Source organism: Streptomyces sp. NPDC002602 (genome assembly GCF_042889445.1).
In the GTDB taxonomy this organism is placed as follows: Bacteria; Actinomycetota; Actinomycetes; order Streptomycetales; family Streptomycetaceae; genus Streptomyces.
Map to the genome: position 1 here is coordinate 95,526 of NZ_JBIAQX010000005.1, position 20,156 is coordinate 115,681.

At 70.4% G+C, this 20,156-nt stretch carries 20 protein-coding genes; all 20 read right to left on the bottom strand.

All coding sequences use genetic code 11. The features are described 5' to 3' along the window. Nucleotides 1-21: 21 nt before the first annotated feature. Nucleotides 22-843: an FAD binding domain-containing protein gene (locus ACFYW3_RS16535; protein WP_389386631.1), complete on the bottom strand. Its 822-nt coding sequence runs from the start codon at nucleotides 841-843 to the stop codon at nucleotides 22-24. Continuing rightward, nucleotides 840-3,245 (bottom strand): xanthine dehydrogenase family protein molybdopterin-binding subunit, encoded by a 2,406-nt coding sequence (locus tag ACFYW3_RS16540; protein ID WP_351752411.1) that lies wholly within the window; start codon nucleotides 3,243-3,245, stop codon nucleotides 840-842. Before ACFYW3_RS16540 ends, ACFYW3_RS16535 begins: the two co-directional genes overlap by 4 nt. 5 nt (nucleotides 3,246-3,250) lie before the next feature. Next, nucleotides 3,251-3,799: a (2Fe-2S)-binding protein gene (locus tag ACFYW3_RS16545; RefSeq protein ID WP_389386632.1), complete on the bottom strand. Its 549-nt coding sequence runs from the start codon at nucleotides 3,797-3,799 to the stop codon at nucleotides 3,251-3,253. A gap of 203 nt (nucleotides 3,800-4,002) precedes the next feature. Further along, on the bottom strand, nucleotides 4,003-5,487 hold the full coding sequence (locus ACFYW3_RS16550) for an aldehyde dehydrogenase family protein (protein ID WP_351752409.1): 1,485 nt from the start codon (nucleotides 5,485-5,487) through the stop codon (nucleotides 4,003-4,005). A 32-nt stretch (nucleotides 5,488-5,519) separates the two neighbouring features. Continuing rightward, nucleotides 5,520-6,260 carry a type 1 glutamine amidotransferase domain-containing protein gene (locus ACFYW3_RS16555; RefSeq protein ID WP_351752407.1) on the bottom strand — a complete coding sequence of 247 codons (741 nt, stop codon included), beginning with the start codon at nucleotides 6,258-6,260 and terminating at the stop codon, nucleotides 5,520-5,522. A 69-nt stretch (nucleotides 6,261-6,329) separates the two neighbouring features. After that, a complete protein-coding gene (locus ACFYW3_RS16560; protein ID WP_351752405.1) occupies nucleotides 6,330-7,076 on the bottom strand; it encodes a MinD/ParA family protein in 747 nt (248 codons plus the stop codon). Next, nucleotides 7,077-8,336, bottom strand: a complete 1,260-nt coding sequence (locus ACFYW3_RS16565) for a PP2C family protein-serine/threonine phosphatase (RefSeq protein ID WP_389386633.1) — start codon at nucleotides 8,334-8,336, stop codon at nucleotides 7,077-7,079. Beyond that, nucleotides 8,318-8,773 carry an anti-sigma regulatory factor gene (locus ACFYW3_RS16570; protein ID WP_351752533.1) on the bottom strand — a complete coding sequence of 152 codons (456 nt, stop codon included), beginning with the start codon at nucleotides 8,771-8,773 and terminating at the stop codon, nucleotides 8,318-8,320. The genes ACFYW3_RS16565 and ACFYW3_RS16570 overlap by 19 nt, the downstream gene beginning before the upstream one ends. 14 nt (nucleotides 8,774-8,787) lie before the next feature. Then, nucleotides 8,788-9,099: an STAS domain-containing protein gene (locus tag ACFYW3_RS16575; RefSeq protein ID WP_351752399.1), complete on the bottom strand. Its 312-nt coding sequence runs from the start codon at nucleotides 9,097-9,099 to the stop codon at nucleotides 8,788-8,790. Nucleotides 9,100-9,115: 16 nt separating this feature from the next. Further along, entirely contained in the window at nucleotides 9,116-11,263 is a 2,148-nt protein-coding gene (gene glgX / locus ACFYW3_RS16580; RefSeq protein ID WP_389386634.1) for a glycogen debranching protein GlgX, read from the bottom strand. Further along, nucleotides 11,260-11,610 carry an STAS domain-containing protein gene (locus ACFYW3_RS16585; RefSeq protein ID WP_053676594.1) on the bottom strand — a complete coding sequence of 117 codons (351 nt, stop codon included), beginning with the start codon at nucleotides 11,608-11,610 and terminating at the stop codon, nucleotides 11,260-11,262. Before ACFYW3_RS16585 ends, glgX begins: the two co-directional genes overlap by 4 nt. Nucleotides 11,611-11,648: 38 nt before the next feature. After that, nucleotides 11,649-13,472, bottom strand: a complete 1,824-nt coding sequence (locus ACFYW3_RS16590) for an AGE family epimerase/isomerase (protein WP_351752394.1) — start codon at nucleotides 13,470-13,472, stop codon at nucleotides 11,649-11,651. A gap of 1 nt (nucleotide 13,473) precedes the next feature. After that, nucleotides 13,474-13,932, bottom strand: a complete 459-nt coding sequence (locus ACFYW3_RS16595; RefSeq protein WP_389386635.1) for a VOC family protein — start codon at nucleotides 13,930-13,932, stop codon at nucleotides 13,474-13,476. Further along, entirely contained in the window at nucleotides 13,932-14,543 is a 612-nt protein-coding gene (locus ACFYW3_RS16600; RefSeq protein WP_351752388.1) for a DJ-1/PfpI family protein, read from the bottom strand. Before ACFYW3_RS16600 ends, ACFYW3_RS16595 begins: the two co-directional genes overlap by 1 nt. Next, nucleotides 14,536-16,140 carry a GMC oxidoreductase gene (locus ACFYW3_RS16605; protein WP_351752385.1) on the bottom strand — a complete coding sequence of 535 codons (1,605 nt, stop codon included), beginning with the start codon at nucleotides 16,138-16,140 and terminating at the stop codon, nucleotides 14,536-14,538. Before ACFYW3_RS16605 ends, ACFYW3_RS16600 begins: the two co-directional genes overlap by 8 nt. Nucleotides 16,141-16,151: 11 nt before the next feature. Beyond that, nucleotides 16,152-16,544, bottom strand: coding sequence for a nuclear transport factor 2 family protein (locus tag ACFYW3_RS16610; protein ID WP_053676598.1), 393 nt, complete (start codon nucleotides 16,542-16,544; stop codon nucleotides 16,152-16,154). 12 nt (nucleotides 16,545-16,556) lie between these two features. Then, nucleotides 16,557-17,012 (bottom strand): nuclear transport factor 2 family protein, encoded by a 456-nt coding sequence (locus tag ACFYW3_RS16615; RefSeq protein WP_053676599.1) that lies wholly within the window; start codon nucleotides 17,010-17,012, stop codon nucleotides 16,557-16,559. 29 nt (nucleotides 17,013-17,041) lie between these two features. After that, on the bottom strand, nucleotides 17,042-17,473 hold the full coding sequence (locus ACFYW3_RS16620) for a nuclear transport factor 2 family protein (RefSeq protein ID WP_389386636.1): 432 nt from the start codon (nucleotides 17,471-17,473) through the stop codon (nucleotides 17,042-17,044). Between the two features lie 65 nt (nucleotides 17,474-17,538). Further along, the gene (locus ACFYW3_RS16625) at nucleotides 17,539-19,185 is read right to left on the bottom strand and encodes a thiamine pyrophosphate-binding protein (RefSeq protein ID WP_389386637.1); all 1,647 of its coding nucleotides are present in this window, start codon (nucleotides 19,183-19,185) and stop codon (nucleotides 17,539-17,541) included. A 9-nt stretch (nucleotides 19,186-19,194) separates the two neighbouring features. Next, nucleotides 19,195-20,019 carry a type 1 glutamine amidotransferase domain-containing protein gene (locus tag ACFYW3_RS16630; protein WP_351752377.1) on the bottom strand — a complete coding sequence of 275 codons (825 nt, stop codon included), beginning with the start codon at nucleotides 20,017-20,019 and terminating at the stop codon, nucleotides 19,195-19,197. Nucleotides 20,020-20,156: the final 137 nt, after the last annotated feature.

The following is a 20,156-nucleotide window of genomic DNA, read 5'->3' on the forward strand; positions in this document are numbered from 1 at the left end:
CTCCCCCGTGGTGTGCGGTGGTCAGGCGAGTGCCTGGGCCCTCGCCAGCGCGCGGGCGGTGAGCACTCCCGCGAGGTGGCCGAGGTACTCGGCGGAGGTGCCGCGTCCCGGGACGAACAGCTCCCGGGGTTCGGCGCGGAACGCCGCGAGGACGGTGTCCGCGGTGTACGGGCCTTCGCGCAGCCGTTCCTCGACGCCGCGCGGGCGCAGGGCGCGGGCGGTGGCCCCGGTGACCGCGATCCGCGGGCCGTCCGGGGTGATCCGTACGGCGACGGCGCACAGCGGGTAGCGGGTGGCGCGGTCCGGGGCCTTCTCGAAGGCGGCGGCCCGCCCGCCGGGCGGGAGCAGCAGTGCGGTGATCACCGCGCCGTCGGGCACCCCGGAGACGGCGAGCCGCTCGGCGGCGAGGGTGGAGCGGCCCGCGGGGCCGGCGAGTTCGACGACGGCGCCCGCGGCGATGGCGGCGACCGGCAGGTCGGTGGCGCGTCCGCCGGCGGCCAGGTTCCCGCCGGCGGTCCCCAGGTTGCGGACCTGGGGGTCGCCGTTGGCGCGGGCGGCGGCCGCCAGCTCGGGCGCCTCGGCCGCCACCAGCGGGTGCGCGGCCAGTTCGGCGAGCGTGGTCAGCGCTCCGACGCGCAGCCCGTCGGCGGTGCGTGCGATGCCCCGGAGTTCCTCCAGGTGCCGTACGTCGACCAGCAGCCGGGCCCGGTCGGCGCCGGAGCGCAGGTCGGGCAGCAGGCTCTGGCCGCCGGCGAGGACCCGGGCGTCCGGGGCGTCGGCGAGCAGGGTCAGGGCCTCGTCGAGGGCGACGGGCCGTGCGTAGTCGAATTCGGTGAGGATCACCGGGCTTCCCCTCTCAGGCGGCGCCAGACCTTCTCGGGGGTGACGGGCATGTCGATGTGGATCACGCCCAGGTCGGAGAGCGCGTCGACGACGGCGTTGACCACGGCCGCGGCGGGCGGGACGGTGGCGATCTCGCCGGCCCCCTTGGCGCCGAGCGGGTTGTGCGGGGACGGGGTGGTGGTCTTGTCGAGGGAGAAGAACGGCGCGTCGAAGGCCCTCGGCAGGGCGTAGTGGCCCAGATCGGAGCTGAGGAGCAGGCCGTTCTCGTCGTATTCGGCGTGTTCCATCAGGGCCTGGCCGAGGCCGTGCACGATGCTGCCCTCGATCTGGCCGAGCACCACCTTCGGGTTGCCGATGTTTCCGGCGTCGTCGACGGCGGTGTAGGCCACGACCTCGGTCTCGCCGGTCAGTTCGTCGATCTCGACGACGGCGACGTGCGTGCCGAAGGGGTAGTTGAAGTCCGGCGGGTCGAAGTGGGTGGTCTCGTCGAGGGCCGGCTCGATCTCCGGGGGCAGCCCCCAGCCGTACCACATGGCCATCGCCAGTTCGGCGAAGGTCTTGGTGTTCTCCTCGTTGCCCTCTTCGTACACCTTGCCGCCGGCGTAGACGACCTTCTCCTCCGGGACGCCGAGGAAGACCGCGCCGGCCTTGACCAGCTTGCTCTTGATCTTCCGGGCGGTGAGCGCGATGGCGGGCGCGGCCATGCTGTAGGAACGGGACCCGTAGGTGCCCTGCCCGTAGGGGGCCTTGAGGGTGTCGCCCTCGTGGACCTGGACGGTGTCCGGGTCGATGCCGAGTTCGTCGGCGGCGACCTGTGCGAAGACGGTGCCGTGGCTCTGGCCGGTGGAGGCGGAGCCGACGGTGACGGTGACCTCGCCGGTCGGGTGGACGCGGATGTTCGCGCTCTCCCAGGTGCCGCCGAGCATGCCCTCCTTGGACATCCGGGTGGACGGCCCGACCCCGCAGATCGCGACGTACGAGGCGATGCCGACGCCGAGGCGCTTGCCGCGGGCGCGGGCCTCGGTCTTGCGGGCGGGCATGTCGGCGTAGCCGGACAGTTCGATGGCCCGGTCGAAGTTCAGCCGGTAGTCCCCGGAGTCGTAGGTCCAGCCGAGCCCGTTGTCGTACGGGAACTTCTCCTTCGGCACCAGGTTCTTGCGGCGGACGGCCGCCGGGTCCATGCCGATCTCGGACGCGTACCGGTCGACGAGGCGTTCCATCAGGAAGGCCGCCTCGGCGCGTCCGCTGCCGCGTTGGGCGCCGAGCGGGACGGTGTTGGTGAAGGCGGCGTAGACCTCGCAGAAGGCCGCGTCGATGTCGTACATGCCGCTGATGGAGCGGCCCATCAGGGCGGTGGCGACGCCGGGGCCGATGGTGGAGGGGTACGCGCCCAGGTTGGCGTGGCTGGTGGCCCGCACGGCGGTGATCCGGCCGTCGCGGGTGCCGGCGAGGGTCACGTGCTGGCGGTGGTCCCGGCCCTGGACGGTGGAGTTCATCAGCCCGGTGCGGGTGTCCACCCACTTCACGGGCCGGCCCAGCGCCTTGGAGAGCAGCAGGACGAGCGGCATGTCGGGGTACAGGTAGCCCTTGGTGCCGAAGCTGCCGCCGACGGTCGGGGCGATGACGCGGAGCTTGTTGAACGGGATGCCGAGGACCAGCGCGGAGAGCAGGAAGCGGTGGTTGTGCGGGCCCTGGGTGGTGGCGTACAGGGTGTACTCGCCGGTGGTGGGGTCGTAGTCGCCGACCGCGCCGCGGGGCTCGATGGGGCTGTTGATGGTGCGCTGGTTGACCAGGTCGAGTTCGACGGTGACCTCGGCCTCGGCGATGGCCGCGTCGGTGCGGTCCTTGTCGCCGCAGGTCCAGTACGCGTTCAGGTTCCCGGGGACGGCCTCGTGCAGTTGGGGCGCGCCCTCCCGCAGGGCCTCGTCGGCCCGGGTGACCACGGGCAGCGGCTCGTACTCCACGTGGATCGCGGCCAGTGCGGCGGCGGCCTGGCGCGGGGTCTCGGCGACGACGGCGGCGATCGGGTCGCCGACGTGCCGGACGGCGTCGCCGGTCAGTACCGGGCGGGCGCCGGGGAGCCCGTAGGGATGGGGCGGGAAGTGGCTCTCGACCCCGCCGGGTATCCAGATGCAGGGCAGCGGCATCACGTCGGTGAAGTCGGCGGCCGTGGCCACCTTCAGGACGCCCGGGAACCCTTCCGCGGCCTTGGTGTCGATCGAGAGGATCCTCGCGTGGGCCACCGGGCTGCCGAGGATGGCCATGTGGGCCGTGCCGGGCAGGTCGATGTCGGCCACGTACTTCGCCTCGCCGCGCAGGAGGTGCGGGTCCTCGCGGCTGTCCAACGGTTGACCGAGCACTCCCTGTCCCTGAAGGACGTTCTCCCCCGTCGCTGCGGTCATCTCCCTCAACCCTCCTGTCCGGACGCGGCGGTCACGGCGTCGGCCATGGCGTCGCCGACGACGTCCGTCGCGGGGGCCTCGGCCCGGGCGGCGGCGCAGGCGCGCTGCACCCCGCGTACGACGCTGTGGTAGCCGGTGCAGCGGCACAGGTTCCCGGTGAGCCACTCGCGGATCTCGGGTTCGGTGGGGGCGTCGCCGTCCGCCGTGTTGTCCACGAGTTCGCCCAGGGCCATGACCATGCCGGGCGTGCAGAAGCCGCACTGGGTGCCGTGCTCCTGCCGCAGGGCCTCCTGAAGTCCGGTCAGTTCGCCGCCCGGGGTGGCGACGCCCTCGATGGTGGTCACCTCGGAGCCGGCGGCGGCGACGGTGAGGACCAGGCAGCTCTTCGCGGACCTGCCGTCGAGTCGCACGACGCACGAACCGCACTGTCCGGTGTCGCAGCCGACCTTGGTTCCGGTCAGCCCCAGGCCGTCGCGGAGCCGTTCCACGAGGAGTTCGTTCGGCTCGGCGGTGAATTCCCTGGGTCTTCCGTTCACATTCAGTGTCAGATCCATGCGAGCGCCTGCGCTTCCGTGAGCGGCTTGTCGAAGAGGGGACCGTCGGGCTGTCGGAGAATTCCTCCGGAATGGAGCGGTCCGGTTTCCGCGGGCACGAATTCGAGATCCGCGATGATTTCCGCGACGATTCCTTTGGCTTTTCCGTCGCCACCCGCGGCGAAATGGGCCTTGACGCACCTCCGTGAACGGTGGCGGGTCGTTCAGTCCATGCCGATCCAGACCGACTTGGTCTGGGTGTAGCTCTCCAGGGATTCGGGCCCGCACTCGCGGCCGTATCCGGAGGCCTTGTAGCCGCCGTACGGCACGGAGGGGTCGTACTGGTTGTAGCAGTTCACCCAGACCGTGCCGGCCTTGATCTGCGAGGCGACCCGGTGGGCGCGCCGCAGGTCCTTGGTGTGGACACCGGCGGCGAGTCCGTAGGCGCTGTCGTTGGCGATGCGCACGGCGTCCTCCTCGGTGTCGAAGGGGATGATCGACAGGACCGGGCCGAAGATCTCCTCCTGGGCGATCCGCATGCCGTTGTCGACGCCGGTGAAGACGGTCGGCAGGAAGTAGAGGCCCTGGCTGGAGGCGCCCTCGGGGGTCCAGCCGGCGCCGCCGGTGCGCAGGATCGCGCCTTCCTTCTCGCCGACCTCGATGTAGGAGCTGACCTTGTCGAACTGGCCGCGGTGGGCCAGCGGACCGAACAGCGTCCCGGGGTCGCGGGGGTCTCCGGGCTTGAGGGCGGCGGCCCGACGGACCAGCCGTTCGACCATCTCGTCGTGGATGGGGCGGTGCAGGAGCAACCGGGAGCCGGCGGTGCAGATCTCGCCCTTGTTGTAGTAGATGCCGAAGAAGGCGAGTTCCTCGGCGGCGTCGAGGTCGGCGTCGGCGAAGACGATGTTGGCGGACTTGCCGCCGAGTTCCATCGTCACCTTCTTCAGGGTGCCGGCCGACTTGCGGATGATGGCCTGGCCGACGACGGTCGAGCCGGTGAAGGCGATCTTGTCGATGTCCGGGTGGTCGGTGAGGGTCTCCCCCAGTTCCACCCCCGGACCGGTGATGACGTTCAGCACCCCGTCCGGGATCTCCGCCTCCTGGAAGAGCTCCGCGATCTTCAGCGCGGTGAGCGGGGTGGCCGGGGAGGGCTTGTGGACGACCGTGTTCCCGGCCGCGAGGGCCGGGGCGATCTTCGTCATCGACAGCAGCAGCGGGAAGTTGAAGGGGGTGATGGCGCACACCACTCCCAGCGGTTCGCGCAGGGTGTAGGCGAGTTGTCCGCCGGCCGGCGCCCGGGAGGAACCGTCCACCCGGGTGACCGCGCCGGCGTAGTAGTGCATGAGCTGTGCGGCCATCGGGGCGTCGACGGTGCTGGAGAAGGCGAAGGGTTTCCCCATGTCCACCGTCTCCAGCAGCGCGATCTCCTCCAGGTCCCGCTCGATGAGTTCGCCGACCCGGTTCAGTCGCAGCGCGCGCTCCTGGGCGGACAGCCTGCTCCAGGGCCCTTCCTCGTACGCCTTGCGGGCGGCGGCCACGGCCGCGTCCGCGTCGGCTGCGGTGGCCTGGGCCACCGGCACGATCTCCTGCCCGTCCACGGGGCTCACGTCCGGTTCGGTGCGGCCGTCCCGGGCCGGGACCCATTGGCCGCCGATGAACAGCTTCCCGGGGTTGGCCAGGGGCTTGCCGCTCAGCTCGCGCTTGGTCATGGCTGCCTTCCGGTGTCGTGTGCGGGGGCGTGTCAGCCCTTCGCGAGCTGCTGCAAGAACGTCTCGGCGAGGGCCTTCGAGCTGTACGGGTTCTGGCCGGTGGTCAGCCCGCGGTCCACGACCACGTGCGAGTCCCAGATCGCCTCGGCCTTCTCGTACCGGGCGCCGAGCCGGGTGAGTTCGACCTCCAGGATCAGCGGGAGCCGGCCGGCCATGTTGGTGACCAGTTCCTCGCTGTGCGAGAAGGCGGTCATCAGGTAGCCCTCGAAGGGCCAGCGGCCCTCTCCGTCGCGCAGGGCGAGGAGTGCGGTGTGGCCGTGGCACACGGTGGCGAGCGGCTTGTCCTGGGCGATGACCCAGCGCAGGATCTGCGCGAGTTCGTCGGACTTGGGCAGGTCGCCGATGGCTCCGTGACCGCCGCTGACGTAGACGCCGTCGTACTCCGCGATGTCCTTCTCGCCGAGGGATTCCAGCGCGAGGGGGTGGCGCAGTTGTTCGGTCTCCTCGATGACCCGGACGTATTCGGCGGCGTTGGCCGCGTCCTCGTTCGGGGAGCCCGCCGGGCGGACCCACTGGAGGAACTGCGGGTCGACGCTGGTCGGGTCGACGGTGGGGGCCACTCCGCCGATCGTCGCCACGTCCACGGTGTGACCGGCGGCCCGGAACAGCTCGTGGGGGACGACGAATTCCTCGGCCCAGAATCCCGAGGGGTGTTGTTCCCCGTCCAACAGGTGGAGCGTGGCCTTTGCCGTCATGACGACGAGAATCTTCATGATTCTCTCCTTGTTCTGGATTCGCTGCCGATTCAACACGCCCCCCGCTGGGGGCGTAAGGGGGAGGCGTCAGGCCCGTGATACTTCGTCACGTGCGTCCAACGCCGACAGGATCGCGCGGAATTCATCGACCAGGGAGTGGTCGGGATGGGCTTCCGCGAATATGCGTTCTCCGTAGAGCGCCGCCATTTCCGGCACATACGGAAGGATTCCGGCGAGCGGCGCCCCGTAGACGTCCTCGGCCCGCCTTCGGACGGCGGTCCGGTCGGTGCCCTCGGGCGCCATGCTCAGGACCAGGGCTCGCCGGCAGGCCAGACGGCCGACGAGGGCGATGGTCTCCTCGACCCCGGAGAGGTCGATCCGGTCCGCCCGCGCCATGATCATCACCACGTCGGCGCTCGCCATCGCGGTCACCGATTCGTTGTTGAGGCCGGCGTGGGTGTCGAGCAGCAGCACGTCGAGTGCGAAGTGCCCGGCCAGCCGGTCGAAGCCCTCCGGCAGCAGCCCCACGTCGTACCCGGTGGACATCAGTTCGCGCAGGGCCGGGGTCCCGGTCCGGGCCGGTACGACGTACAGCCCGGGCAGTCGGGTCCGCTGGGCCGCGGCCTCGATCTCGCAGCGCCCGAGCAGGTAGTCGGCGAGCGAGCCCGCGCCGGGTGGCAGTCGAAAGAGCAGGTCCAGGGTGGGCGACTGGATGTCGGTGTCGACCACCCCCACCCGGCGTCCCCCGGCCGCGATCAGCAGGGCGAGGTTGGCCAGGGCCGAGGACTTCCCGGTGCCGCCGCGGTGCGAGTGCGCCGCGATGGTCCGGGTCATCTAGGCCACCACCTTGCGACCGGCTCCGTCCGCGTGCGGCCCCCGCGCCGCACGTGGCCGGTGCAGGGCCAGCATGGTGACGTCGTCGTGCTGTTCGGCGGCGCCGGTGTGCTCGCGCACCGCCCGGTCCATCCGCTCGACCGTGTCCTTCCCGCTCACCGGGGGGCCGGCGAGCAGTTCGAGCACCCGCGCGTCCCCGAGGAAGGCCCCGTCGGGACAGCGCGCCTCCGGCACCCCGTCGGTGAAGACGAAGAGGGTGTCGCCGGGGTTCACCTGGGCGTAGCCGAGGGTGTAGACGCAGTCGGGCAGCACCCCGACGGCCGGTCCGGTGACGTTCAGCGGGACGGGTACGTCGCCCGAGCCGGAGAGCAGCAGGGGCGGGTTGTGGCCTCCGTTGATGTAGACGAGGCTTCCGGTGAGCGGGTCGAGCACGCCGAAGAACAGGGTGGCGAAGTAGCCCTGTCTGAGGTGGTTGCGGGTGAGGTAGCCGTTGGTGGCGGTGACCGCGTTGAGCAGGGGGGTGGCGCCGACGACGGGGGTGCGCCGGCCCCCTCCGGTACGGCCCGCCGCCATCAGGTGTTGGAGGCCGCTGTTCTCGGCGGTGTGCCGCAGCAGTGAGCGGATCAGCGCCATGAAGAGCGCCGCGCCGACGCCCTTGTCGCAGACGTCGGCGACGACGACGGCGAGGCGGCGTCCCCGGGAGAGTTCGAAGACGTCGTAGAAGTCCCCGGCGACCTGGCGGGCGGGCCGGAAGCAGACGTCGATCTCCCAGCCGTCCGGGACGGGCAGCGATTCGGGCAGGAAGCCCGCCTGGATCTCCCGACCGATCTCCAACTCCTTCTCGTATCCCATGAGTTCAGCGCGGGCGTCGGCCTCCCGCAGGGTGCGGCCGAGTCCGGCGCGCTCGGAACAACTGTGCAGTCGCGCCCCCACCAGGGCCGGCAGGAACGGCGGTACCAGGTAGTCGTGCCCGAGCCGCACGTGTTCCTCCAGCGCGGTGAACGCGGCCACCGTCCAGACGACCACGATGGGGGCGCCGGCCCGGCGGCGCAGCCTGCGCACGGCCGCCCGTACGGACTCCCCGTCGGCCTCGGCCGGGGCGAGCAGCACGTCGGCGACGGGCAGCGTCTGCGGGCGGTCGTGCAGCAGTTGCGACAGCGTGCGCGAGACGGGTTCCGTGTCCATCAGCCGCAGTGCGTCGAGCAGTTCGGCCGGGGGCGGGGGGTACTCGTCAAGGATGATCACGGTCGTGGAGGGCATGGATCCGTCCCCTCGGCCTTCACGGTCAGCGTGCTGATGTTGCGGCTGTCCCTGCGTGCGTAGTGGTATGCGTCCACGCTGGTCAGCGCGAGGTGAATGCCGAGGCCGCCGACCCGCCGCCGCTGCGGGGGGACCCCGGTGGCGGGGGGCAGGCGCCCTGCGACGGGGTCGAACGCGGGCGCGGTGTCCTCGATCACGATCCGCACCCCGTCCGGGCCGGAGCAGCCGCGGACGGTGATCCGTCCGTCGCCGCCCCGGTATCCGTGCATCACGATGTTGGTGGCCAGTTCGTCCACGGCCAGCCGGATCCGGTACGTGGCCCTCTTGTCGAGCCCGGCCCGGCCGGCCAGCCGCAGGACGAACGCGGCGATGTCGCCCAGTGCCCCCACCGTCGCGGGCACCTCCAGCACACAGGGCTTCCTCGCCAGTTCGACCATGTCACCCACGGCCGTCACCCATCGGTGAGGATGATGCTCCGGTCCAGTCCGGCCGTGCGGATGGTCCGGGAGACGGGCTCGATGGCGCCGACCACCTTGATGGTGACGTGGTCGGCCACCTTCTGCTGGGCGAAGACCAGTGAGCGCAGTCCGGCGCTCGCCATGTAGCCGACGCCGGCCATCCGGATCTCGACGGTGCTGGTGCCGTGACCGGCGGCCTTCTCGATGGTCTGGTGGAACTCCGGTGCGGTCTTGGCGTCCAGCTCGCCCGTCAGTTCGATCACGGTGGTGTCGCCCTCGATGCTCAGGGACACGGAAAGCGGCATGTCAGGTCTCCTTCGGTCAGAGGGTCCCGGTCGTCTCGGGATCGTTCGCGCGGCCCACGAGGATCACCACCGAGCGCGGGCCGATCAGGTACTTGCCGGCGTTGTCGAGTTCCCGCTCCACCCCGGGGGTGCTGATGTCGTACGGAGCCTCGTTGCCGGTGTCGGCGAACAGGTGCCAGCTCCGGCCTCCCGGCAGGGCGGGCAGTTCCAGGTCGTGCGACTCCCAGTGCGCGTTCATGGCCACGTACACCACGTCGTCGTCGCCGGTGCCGCAGCGGGCCACCGCCAACAGCCGGCTGTCGCCGGACCAGTCGGGCTGCCAGGCCCGCTCCCCGTGCCAGCTGATGTCCGGAAGTCCGAGGCCGTCGCGCATGCGGCCGGTGGGGTGGACGGTGGCCCGCAGCTCGCGGTGGCGCTTGCGGAAGGCGATCATCTCGCGGGTGAACCGCAGCAGTTCGGCGTTCTCGTCGACCTGGTCCCAGTCGAACCAGGAGAGTTCGTTGTCCTGGCAGTACGTGTTGTTGTTGCCCTGCTGGGTGCGTGCGACCTCGTCCCCGGACAGCAGCATCGGAATGCCCTGGCTGGTGAAGAGGATGGCGAGGGCGTTCTTCATCTGGCGCTCGCGCAGCGCGTTGACGGCCGGGTCGTCGGTCGGCCCCTCGACGCCGCAGTTCCAACTGGCGTTGTCGTTGCCCCCGTCGTTGTTGCCCTCGCCGTTGGCCTCGTTGTGCTTGTCGTTGTAGGAGACCAGGTCGGCGAGCGAGAAACCGTCGTGCGCGGTCAGGAAGTTGACCGACGCGGAGGTACCGCGTGCGGAGTAGAGGTCCGGCGAGCCGGCGATGCGGGTGGCGAGTTCCCCGGTCACCCCGGGATCGCCCTTGAGGAAGCTGCGGACGGTGTCGCGGTACTTTCCGTTCCACTCCGCCCAGCGGCCGTACGCCGGGAAGTTGCCGACCTCGTAGAGGCCGCCCGCGTCCCAGGCCTCGGCGATGAGCTTGGTGTGGCGCAGGACGGGGTCGTAGGCGAGGAGTTCCAGCAGCGGCGGGTTGGGCAGCGGGGTGCCGTCCGCGGACCGGCCGAGGATGGCGGCGAGGTCGAAGCGGAAGCCGTCGATGTGGTAGTCGGCGACCCAGTGGCGCAGGCAGTCGAGCACGTAGTTGCGCACGACGGGGTGGTTGCAGTTGACGGTGTTGCCGGTGCCGCTGAAGTTGAAGTAGTACCCCTCGGGCGTGAGCATGTAGTACGTGGCGTTGTCGAGCCCCTTGAAGGAGATCGTCGGGCCCTGCTCGTTGCCCTCGGCGGTGTGGTTGAAGACGACGTCGAGGATGACCTCGATGCCGGCGGCGTGCAGGTCCTTGATCAGGGTCCGGAACTCGTCGCCCTGCATCCCGTAGCGTCCGGTGGCCGCGTAGCCGGCCTTGGGCGCGAAGAACGACACCGTGTTGTAGCCCCAGTAGTCGTAGAGCTTCTCGCCCGTCTCCGGGTTGCTCCGCGGGTTGTCGCTCTCGTCGAACTCGAACACCGGCAGCAACTCGACGCAGTTGACCCCGAGTTCCCGCAGGTACGGGATCTTCTCGCGCAGCCCCGCGAAGGTGCCGGGGGCGGTGACCCCCGAGGAGGGGTGTCGGGTGAAGCCGCGCACGTGGGCCTCGTACACGACGAGGTCCTCGGCGGGGATCCTCAGCGGGGTGTCGTCGGCCCAGTCGAAGTCCTGGAGGCAGACCCGCGAGCGGTACTGGTAGCCGCGGCCGCGGTCGGGTTCCACGCCCCACACGTCGCGGCCGGCGATCAGCCGGGCGTACGGGTCGGAGAGGATCTGGCGGGCGTCGAAGCGGTGCCCGGTGACGGGGTCGTAGGGGCCGTCGGCCCGGTATCCGTACTCGATGTTCTCGTGGTCGAGGCCGAAGACCGTCATGGCGAAGACGCTGCCGGTGCGGAACTCCTCCGGGAACTCCAACTCGGCCATCGGCTCGGCCTCGCCGCGCCGGAACAGGACCAGGGTCATGGAGGTGGCCTGGTCGGAGAAGACGGAGAAGCTGACCCCGCCGGGGACCACGTTGGCCCCGAAGGGGTACGGCTTGCCCGCCCGGACGCGGTACCCGCCCACCTCGTGGGTCGGGTACGCGTCGACGCGCAGCACCTGCTCGGACCGGGACTCGGTCATCGCGCGGCCTTCGCCTTGGCCTTGGCCTCGGCGGCCGCGGCCTCGCCTGCCGAGAAGAAGTCGAGGAAGCCGGTGGCCGACATGACGAACCGGACCTCCTCGCTCACCCCGTACAGGGTCACCGCGACGCCGGCGTGCTGCGCCTCGCGGTAGACGACGAGCAGGGTGCGCAGACCCGCGCTGGAGACGTAGTCGACGGCGGTGAGGTCGATGCGCAGCGGCCGGCCCTCGCGGACCAGCGGCAGCAGGGCCTGGAGCAGTGCGCCCGAGGTCTCGCTGTTGATCTCGCCGGTGGCGACGAGCACGGTGGCCGTCTTGTTCCGACGTTCCTTCACACTCAGTGTCATTTGTCTTCCCCTCGTGTCGGGGCGCCCCCCGTTGAGCGCTACTTCCGGTTGACGGGCCGCAGCCGTACCTTGACCTTGACCCGTCCCTGGACGTCGGGCAGCCGCACGGTCAGGCCGTCGGCGTCGAAGTCCGTCCACGGCTTCTCGTCGATCTCGACGGACGCGACGGCCACGGATCCCGCGGGGAGCAGGTCGGGCGAGACGCGCAGCACGCGGTCGGGCAGGTTCGTGGGGTCGGGCTGGAAGTGGAAGTCCATCTCCCGACCGTTGACGAGCAGGTTGTTGTAGACGGCGGAGAGGTAGCAGAGCTCCGCCGAGTGGTACATCGACATCGAGTGGCTGCCTTTGAGGCGCTCGGTGCCGAGGAGGTACGGCGTGCCACTGGCCAGCACGTTGAAGTAGACGGCACCCTCGTCGTGGTCGAGGAAGAAGGTGTTGTAGAAGGCCTCCGCCTGTCGGGCCTCGCGCCGGTACGCGTCCCCGCCGACGGTGCCGTTCAGGATGAGGTAGGCGAGGATCGCCTGTTCCTGCTGCCACCAGGCCTTGCGGTCGTGCCAGGCGAAACGGTGTGTCTCCTCGTCGCCGGACCTGATGCGCTCGACCACGTCGTACCAGCCGCCGCGCTGCACGTCGCTGCCGACGGCCGGCATGGTGTCGCCGATCCTGCGCGCCAACTCCTCGTAGGCCGGCTTGGCCTTCAGCGAGTTCATCCGCATCAGGTTCCAGGCGATCTTGAGGTTGTGACCGACGACGGCGCGGTTCTGCTGCCAACTGTGCTCCGTGTCGGCCGACCAATCGCGGTGGAAGCGCTCCTGGACGAACGGGCTGTTCTCGTAGTCCGGGAAGCGGTCCGCGATGGTGTCGAAGGTGTACTCCAGGAAGTCGGCGTACTTCTGCTCGCCGGTCGCCAGGTACAGGTTGATCAGGTAGGCGGGCGCGTGGTCGCCGACCGAGTTCCAGTTCTTGCGCTCCGCGTTCTCCCCCAGCGACTCGTGGTCGGCGCTGAAGAGGATCGGGTCGATGTGCGAGTAGTAGCCGCCCTGCTCCGGGTCGTGGAAGAACTTGTCGAAGAGCCGGATGGTGGCGTCGGCGTCGTTCCTGATCCGGACGTCTCCGGTGACCCGGTAGGTCTGGATCGGGCCGGCCAGCGCGTAGATCTGCTCGTACATCGGGATCGCGTCGTAGTCGTCGGAGAACTCCGACGTGAACAGCTTGCGTTCGCTGTCCCCGTCCACGCTGATGCCGTGGTACCAGAAGACCACGTCCTCCTCGCTGTCCACGACCCGCATGTGCTTGCGCAGGTACTCGGTGCCGCGCTCGGCGACCTCGAGGTACTCGTCCTTGCCGGTCAGCAGGTAGGCCGAGGCCATGCCGTAGACCAGGCGGGAGATCGTGTCGGTCTCCTGGACATGACTGGCCGTCTTGTCCCCGCCGAGGCGGATCTCGGTGCGGTACTCGGTGAAGTCCACCGGGCCGTCGCCGAACTGCGCCCGCCGGTAGAAGGTGGCCAGCGACTCGATCTGCTTGACCCACCAGCTCGGCTCCTCGAACCGGTAGTCCTCCGCGCCGCGCCCGAGGAAGACAAGGCGCTTGGCGTCGAACCGGCCTCCGTGCTCGGGGTAGTGGATGCCGTAGACGTAGAGGAAGCGGCCGGGCGAGAGCATCTCGTCGAGGTGCCCGGAGGCGTCGACGTAGGGCTCGTCGAGGTTGCGGACCAGTTCGGCGCTCGGGTCGCCGGCCAGCGACACCTCGAACGCGCGGCCGTCCGCGGTCTTCAGGCCGAGCAGCCGGGTCCCGGAGTCGAAGCGGCTGACGTAACCGGCGATGGTGTCGGAGAAGGAGAAGCTCACGGCATCCGCCATGTCATGCACCGTCCGTTTCGTTGAAGGGCCCACCGGGCTGTCGCAATGTGCCGTGCTCGTCCTCGTATCCCTGGCTGACCTCGACGATCACCCCGTCGGGATCGCGGACCCACACGGTCCGCCAGCCGTGGATGAAGTCGTCGAAGTCCAGTGGTCCCAGGGTCACTTCGGCCGCGTCCCCCAGCTCCGCCAGGAACGCGTCCACGTCGTCGGTCTGGAAGGCCAGGTGACGCAGCCGCCCGGGCGCCTGCGGCCCGTCGTCGTGGGCGGGGATCGCCGGCTCCGTGCCGGCCGCGAAGAGTTCCAGGTACGCGTCCCCCTGGCGCAGGAAGACGATCGTGGACTCTCCCAGGTCGACCACGCGGGCCCGCCGGAAGCCGAAGTACCGGGTGTAGAACTCCTCGGTGGCCTTCTGGTCGGCGCAGTTGAGGCCGACGTGCGACCAGACCACGGGCCCCATCAGTCGGCGCCCCGGCCGCGGCCGGCCGCGATCAGCTCGATGATCCGCCGGGCGAAGAGGTGGTGGTGGGCGCCGGTGCGGCCGGTGACCAGGTCGCCGTCGACGACCACGTCCTCGTCCACGTACTGGGCGCCCATGTTCCGGACGTCGCCGACGAGGTTGTTGTGGCAGACGACCTTGCGACCGCGGATCTTGTCCGGGATCGAGGCGGCCAGCCACATGCCGTGGCAGATGATCCCCTTGAGGACCGTCGGCTCCTCGAAGGCCCTGCGCAACAGCTCCGTCGCCGGCGCGAGCACGTCCACGTCCTCGGTGTAGCGCAGCCGGTCGGCCACCATGCCGGACGGCACGATGAGCGCCGCGTACCGGCGCAGTTCCTCGTCGGTCAGCCCCTCCAGGGACCGGTCGGCGGTGAACGGCGCCCGGTACTCGTGCCCGGTGAAGGTGAGGGAGTCGTTGCCCCACAGCCGGGTCAGGAAGTCGACCTCGGCGCCCTCCTCGGCGAAGCGGTGTCGGTAGTAGAAGATCTCCGGTTCGTAGAAGTCGCTCTCGACCAGGACCGCGATCCGGGTCCCGGACAGCGCCCCCTCGCGCGGTACGGCGTCAGGCACGGGACTCTCCCTTGAGGAAGTCCGCCGCGCGCTCGGCGATCATCGCGATGGCGGTGTGGCAGTTGCCCGACGGGACGGCGGGCATCACGCTCGCGTCGACGACGCGCAGGTTGCGCACGCCGTGCACCCGCAGCTCGGGGTCGACGACGGAGAGGTCGTCGATGCCCATGCGGCAGGAGCCGGCCTGGTGGTGGTAGCTCTCGGACTTCCGCTTCACGAAGGTCCGCAGGTCCTCGTCGCTCACGAAGCCGGGACCGGGCTGGAGTTCCTGCTTGTACCAGGGCGAGAAGGCGGAGGTCGCGAAGAGCTCCCGGGCGATCTTGACGCCCTGCACCATCCGCTCCAGGTCCCAGCGGTCGCCCAGGTAGTTCGGGTTGATCAACGGGTGGGCCAGCGGGTCGGCGCTCGCCAGCCTGATCCAGCCGCGCGAGACGGGGCGTACGACGCCCGGCAGGATGCTGACCGTGTTCGGGTGGTCCTGGCCGACGATCACGTCGAACGGCACGTGGACGAAGGCGATCTGCAGGTCGGGGGCGGGGAGGCCGGGCCGCGAGGACAGGAACAGAGCGCTCTCGGACAGGTTCTGTGCCGGCGCCGGGAGCGGCTGGGTGACCTCGGCCATCAGCCCGGTCAGCACGTGGTTGTGGAAGTTCTCCCCGACGCCGGGCAGGGCCGCGGTGACCTCGATGCCGTGGTCGCGCAGTTGCTCCGGGTGCCCGACGCCGGAGAGCAGCAGCAGTTTCGGTGACTCGATGGCCCCCGCCGCCACGAGGACCTCCCGGCGGGCGCGTGCGGTGTGTGTCCCGGGCGAGCCGGAGTCGTCGTGGCCGTCGCGGACGGTGCGGCCGGGGAACTCCGCGGGCGGGGCGAGGCGGGTGTACTCCACGCCCGTGCAGGTGTCCCCGTCGAACAGCAGCCGGGTGCTCTGCGCGTGGGTGCGCAGGGTCAGGTTGGGGCGGTCGAGCGCCGGTTCGAGGTAGGCGGCGAGGGCGCCCTGACGGCGGCCGTCGGCCACGTCGATGTGGTGCCAGCCGGTGCCGAACAGCCCGCGCCGGGGGCCGTCGGTGTTGAAGTCGGCGATCTCCTCGTGGCCGAGTTCCACGGCCGCGTCGATGAAGGCGCGGGAGGTCGGGTTGGGGTGGTGCCGGCCGGCGTGCGTGATCCGTTGGGGGCCCCGGGTGCCGGTGGTCGCCGCGGTGGCGTCCTCCTGTCCCTCCAGCAGGGCGAACCAGGGCAGTACGTCCTCGTACGACCAGCCGGCCGCGCCCTGGTAGGCCCAGTTGTCGAAGTCCGAGGCGTGGCCCCTGACGTGCATCATGATGTAGAGGTTGCTGCTGCCGCCGGGGGCCTTGCCGCGGGGTTCGTGGGTGCGCCGGCCGTCGAGGCCGGGCTGCGGGACGCTGGTGTACCCCCAGTCGAGGGGTCCGCCGAGCAGCTTGTACCAGGAGGAGGGGTCGTCCACCTCGGGCGGGATGCGGGGGCCTCCGGCCTCCAGGACGAGGACGGTGACGTCGGGGTCCTCGGAGAGCCGGTTCGCGAGCACGCTGCCGGCGGTGCCGGCGCCGACCACGATGTAGTCGTATGCGTCCACGGTCATCGCGGGCCCCCTCAGTCCCGGCTCAGGACTTGGAAGGGGACCGTGTCGTGGTGGTTCGCCATGTAGGCGATCTTTCCGTCCACGATCCGGAAGAAGTTCATGACCTCGGCCTCGATGGCCCCGCCGTTCGCGGCGACCGCGGTGAGGTGGGACACGGCCGCGGCCTTCTCCCCGTCGACGAGGAAGTGCACGGGCTCGTTCCGGAATACCCGGTACATCGTCCCCATGCCCTTCATCATCGAGCGCAGGGTCTCCAGGCCCTCGATGTGACCGGCGAGCTGCTCGTCCATGACCTGGTCGTCGGCGAACAGGTCGCACCAGCGGTCCCAGTCACCGGCGTTGGCGTACTCGTAGTACTTCCGAAGGATCTCGGTCGAGCTCTCTCGTGCGTCCGACGCGCTCATCGTGCTCCTCCCCTATCGGTCCCTGCGGGTTCCGTCCGGTGCGAACGGCGCCCAGAACTGGCTGAACGCGGACGCCGTGTCGCCGAAGAGCCCGTCGCGGCCCTCGACGATCCGACCGTCGCGCCACCGCATGAAGTGGAAGACCGGGTAGTCCATCCGCTCGTACGGGGACGTGCTCGCCGGGTCCGCGCCGTCCCGCAGGGCGACGTTGCGGCACACGTCGGCGCTGCAGTCCTCGCCGACGAGCACCGCCTGGACGTCCATCCGGAAGGTGCCGCCGGTGAGCTTGTGGGTCTGCCCCATCAGCTCCAGGAAGGCGTCGAGGCTCTCGTACCAGCCGGCCAGCGGGTGGTTGCCCGGCACCAGCCAGCGCAGGTCCTCGGAGTAGTACTCCAGGACGCGCGCCCGGTCCCCGGAGCCCAGGGCCCGGTAGGCCGCCTCGACCCGCTCCCGTGTCACTTCGGTCATCGCCGTTCCCCCCTCGCGGTCGCCGGCGGTCACAGGGCGCCGGAACCGGGCATCGGCGCCAACTCGTTGACGGTGTACTGCCTGATCAGCGGTCCGTCCGGGCCGGCCACCAGGGTCCAGGTCTGGTCGGCGTCGAAGCCGAGCCACTGGCTGCGGGCGGCCGGCGGGTCCCAGATCTTGGCCTGCCAGTTCACGAGGACCCGGACGACGGCCCGGTCGCCCTCGATCACGGGCTCGACCTTCGTGACGGTGTGGACCTCGTCGAAGAACCGGTGGGTGACGGCCACGTACCAGCGGCCGAAGCCCTCGTGCCCGAGGAAGGTGTCCTCGGGCACCTTGAACTCCAGGTCCTCCGTGACGAGGGCGAGCACCCGGGCCGGCGGAAGGTGCTGGTCCAGTGCCACGTACCACTCCTCGGTGAAGCTGCGGATCGCGTCCTCGGTCAGCCGTTCGGCGGGCATGCGGTCTCCTCCTGTCCGTGCCGGTGAGGTGGTGCGGGGCTCAGCTGAGGTGGTGCGCGCGGGGCTCAGATCTGGATGTCGACGAGGTACGGGCCGGGGTGGGCCAGCATCCTCGTGACGGCGGTGACCGCCTCGTCCGGCTTCTCCACCCGCGTCCCGTCCGCGCCGAGGGCCCGGGCCAGGCCGGCGAAGTCGATCTCGGGGCGGGAGAGGTCGAAGGAGCCCGGGAAGGCGTGCGCGGCGATGTCCCGCTCCTGCCAGTACCGGGTGATGTTGTCGTCGAGCAGCCGGTACTTGCGGTTGTTGCAGACCACGAACTTGGCGTCGATCCCGTGCCGGACGGCGGTCCACAGTGCCTGGTACGTGTACATCGAGCCGCCGTCCCCGGCGAAGCCGACGACGAGCCGGTCCGGGCGGGCCAGCTTGGCCCCGACCGCCCCCGGGAAACCCACCCCGAGCGAACCGCCCCGGGTGAGGTGGTAGTCGCCCGGCCGCTCCGCCGGCAGGTACCTGGTGACCAGCGGCGAGGTGGTCAGCGCCTCGTCGAAGACGATGAGGTCGCCCCCGGTCCGCTCGGCGAGGGTCCGCAGGAAGACGCCCATCGGCGTGCCGTCGTCGTCGCTCCGCCCGCCGTCGAGGGCGGCGCGGGCCCGCTCGCGGGCCCGCGCGTCCAGCCGGGCCGCCGCGGCCGCGCGCTGCCGGGTGGTCTGCCGCTGTCGCAGTACGCCCGCCAGCGCGCGCAGCGCCTCCTTGGGGTCGGCGGCGAGACCGAGGTCCACCGGGTGGTTCTTGGCGATCTCGTAGGCGTCGAGGTCGATGTGCACGACCTTCGCGCCCGCCCGGAAGGGGCTCTCCAACTCGGGGAACACCTCCGGGAAGACATAGGTGCCGACGATCAGCACCCCGTCCGCGCCGCCGATCAGCTCCTTGCTGTGCGGGCCGAACATGTGGCCCGTCTGGCCGCGGCGCAGCGGGTGGGAGGCCGCGATGTTGACCTCGGAGGAGTCGACCTCGTACACGTCGGCGCCCAACAGCTCCGCCACCGCGACGAGTTCGGCCTGCGCCCCGGAGAGGGCCACCCCGTCCCCGATCAGGACGACCGGCCGCTCGGCGGCGGCGAGGAGTTCGGCCGCCCGCCCCACCGAGGCCGGCGAGGGCGCCACGTCGGTGAGCGGTACCGAGGTGGGCAGCACGGGCTCGGAGTTGAGCTCGTCCAGCACGTCCATGGGCAGGGCCACGAACACCGGTCCGCGCGGCGGGGTCAGGGCGATCTTCACGGCCCGTCGTACGGTGCGCAGCACGGACCGCGGGTCGGTGACCCGGGTCGCGTACTTGGTGACCGGCCTCGCCATGGCCACCAGGTCGCAGGCCATCTGCGCGTCCATGGCGTCGTAGCGGACCCCGGCGTCACCGGCGACGACGACGAGCGGGGTGTGGCCGCGCAGCGACTGGTACAGCATGCCGATGCCGTTGCCCAGGCCCACGCCGGAGTGCAACTGGAGCAGCGCCGCACCGCCGGTGGCGCGGGCGTAGCCGTCGGCGATGCCCGCCGCCACGGTCTCCTGGAGGGCGAGGACGTAGTGGAAGTCCGCCGCCGCGTCGACCGCGTCGAGAAATCCCTGTTCCACCGTCCCCGGATTTCCGAACATCACGTGCAGACCGTCGGCCTTGAACTGCTCGATCAGCCTTTCCCGTCCGGGAGTGGCTTCCATGAATTCCCCCTACCACCCGTAACGGGTGAGACCGTCCTCCAGTACTTCCACGATCTTCTGCCCCGTCAAATAGGAATCGGGGGTGGAACGACCCGTCACGAACGGGTAGTCGACGATCACCGACAGGGGGTGGCCGAAATTCCCGTGGTACGCGCCGTTCGGACCGGTGGCATCGCGCAGGATGTATTCGAGCGGGTACGGCGGCGGCCCCATGTTGAAGTCGGTGCCGAGGAATCCGGTGCCGTCCTTGTAGTCGTATTCCTTGCAGTGGCCGGTCACGTGCTTGCCCCGGATGATGCTCTCGCGGTCGCCCCAGTCGCGGGCGAAGGCCAGGCAGGCGACCCCGTAGCACTCGGCGGCCACGACCTTGCCGGCGTTCTTGAAGGCCAGGATCAGGGCGTGCACGCGCTCGTTGTTGGCGAGGTCCGCGATCGGCCCGCTGCCGCCCACGACGAGGATCGCGTCGAAGCCGGCGATCTCCTCCTGGAGTCGGTCCAGATCACGGTGGTACTGCTCCAACTTGGGCAGGTAGTCCGCGTCGCTGGTGTACGGGCGCTCGGGGGCCCAGGCCTCGATGTCGAGCGGCGAGTCCAACCGGCTCGACTGCTCGAACTCGCGGCCGAGCCGGGCGTTCTCCTCGGTGGTCACCGAACGGCCCAGCGGAGGGTCGACGTAGTGCGCGTCGAGGCTCGGCGGGAGGGCGTGCGCCCGCTTTCCGGTGGGTGTGGCGAATACGACTTCGTAGCCCCGCTCGTCGAACTTCGATACGGGCCCGATCAATTCCTCGGCCCAGTAACCGTGTTCGGAGACAATGACCAGAATCTTTCTGCTCACGGATTCCTCCAGGCGCCGCCTGTTGTCGTTGGCGTCCCCCACACTGCTTCCGCCCGGGGCCTGCGTCAAAGGGCCCGTGTGCGACTTCGTGAGGTAGGAGGGCAGGTCTCCCCGACACCTCAGGTAGTCATCTCGCG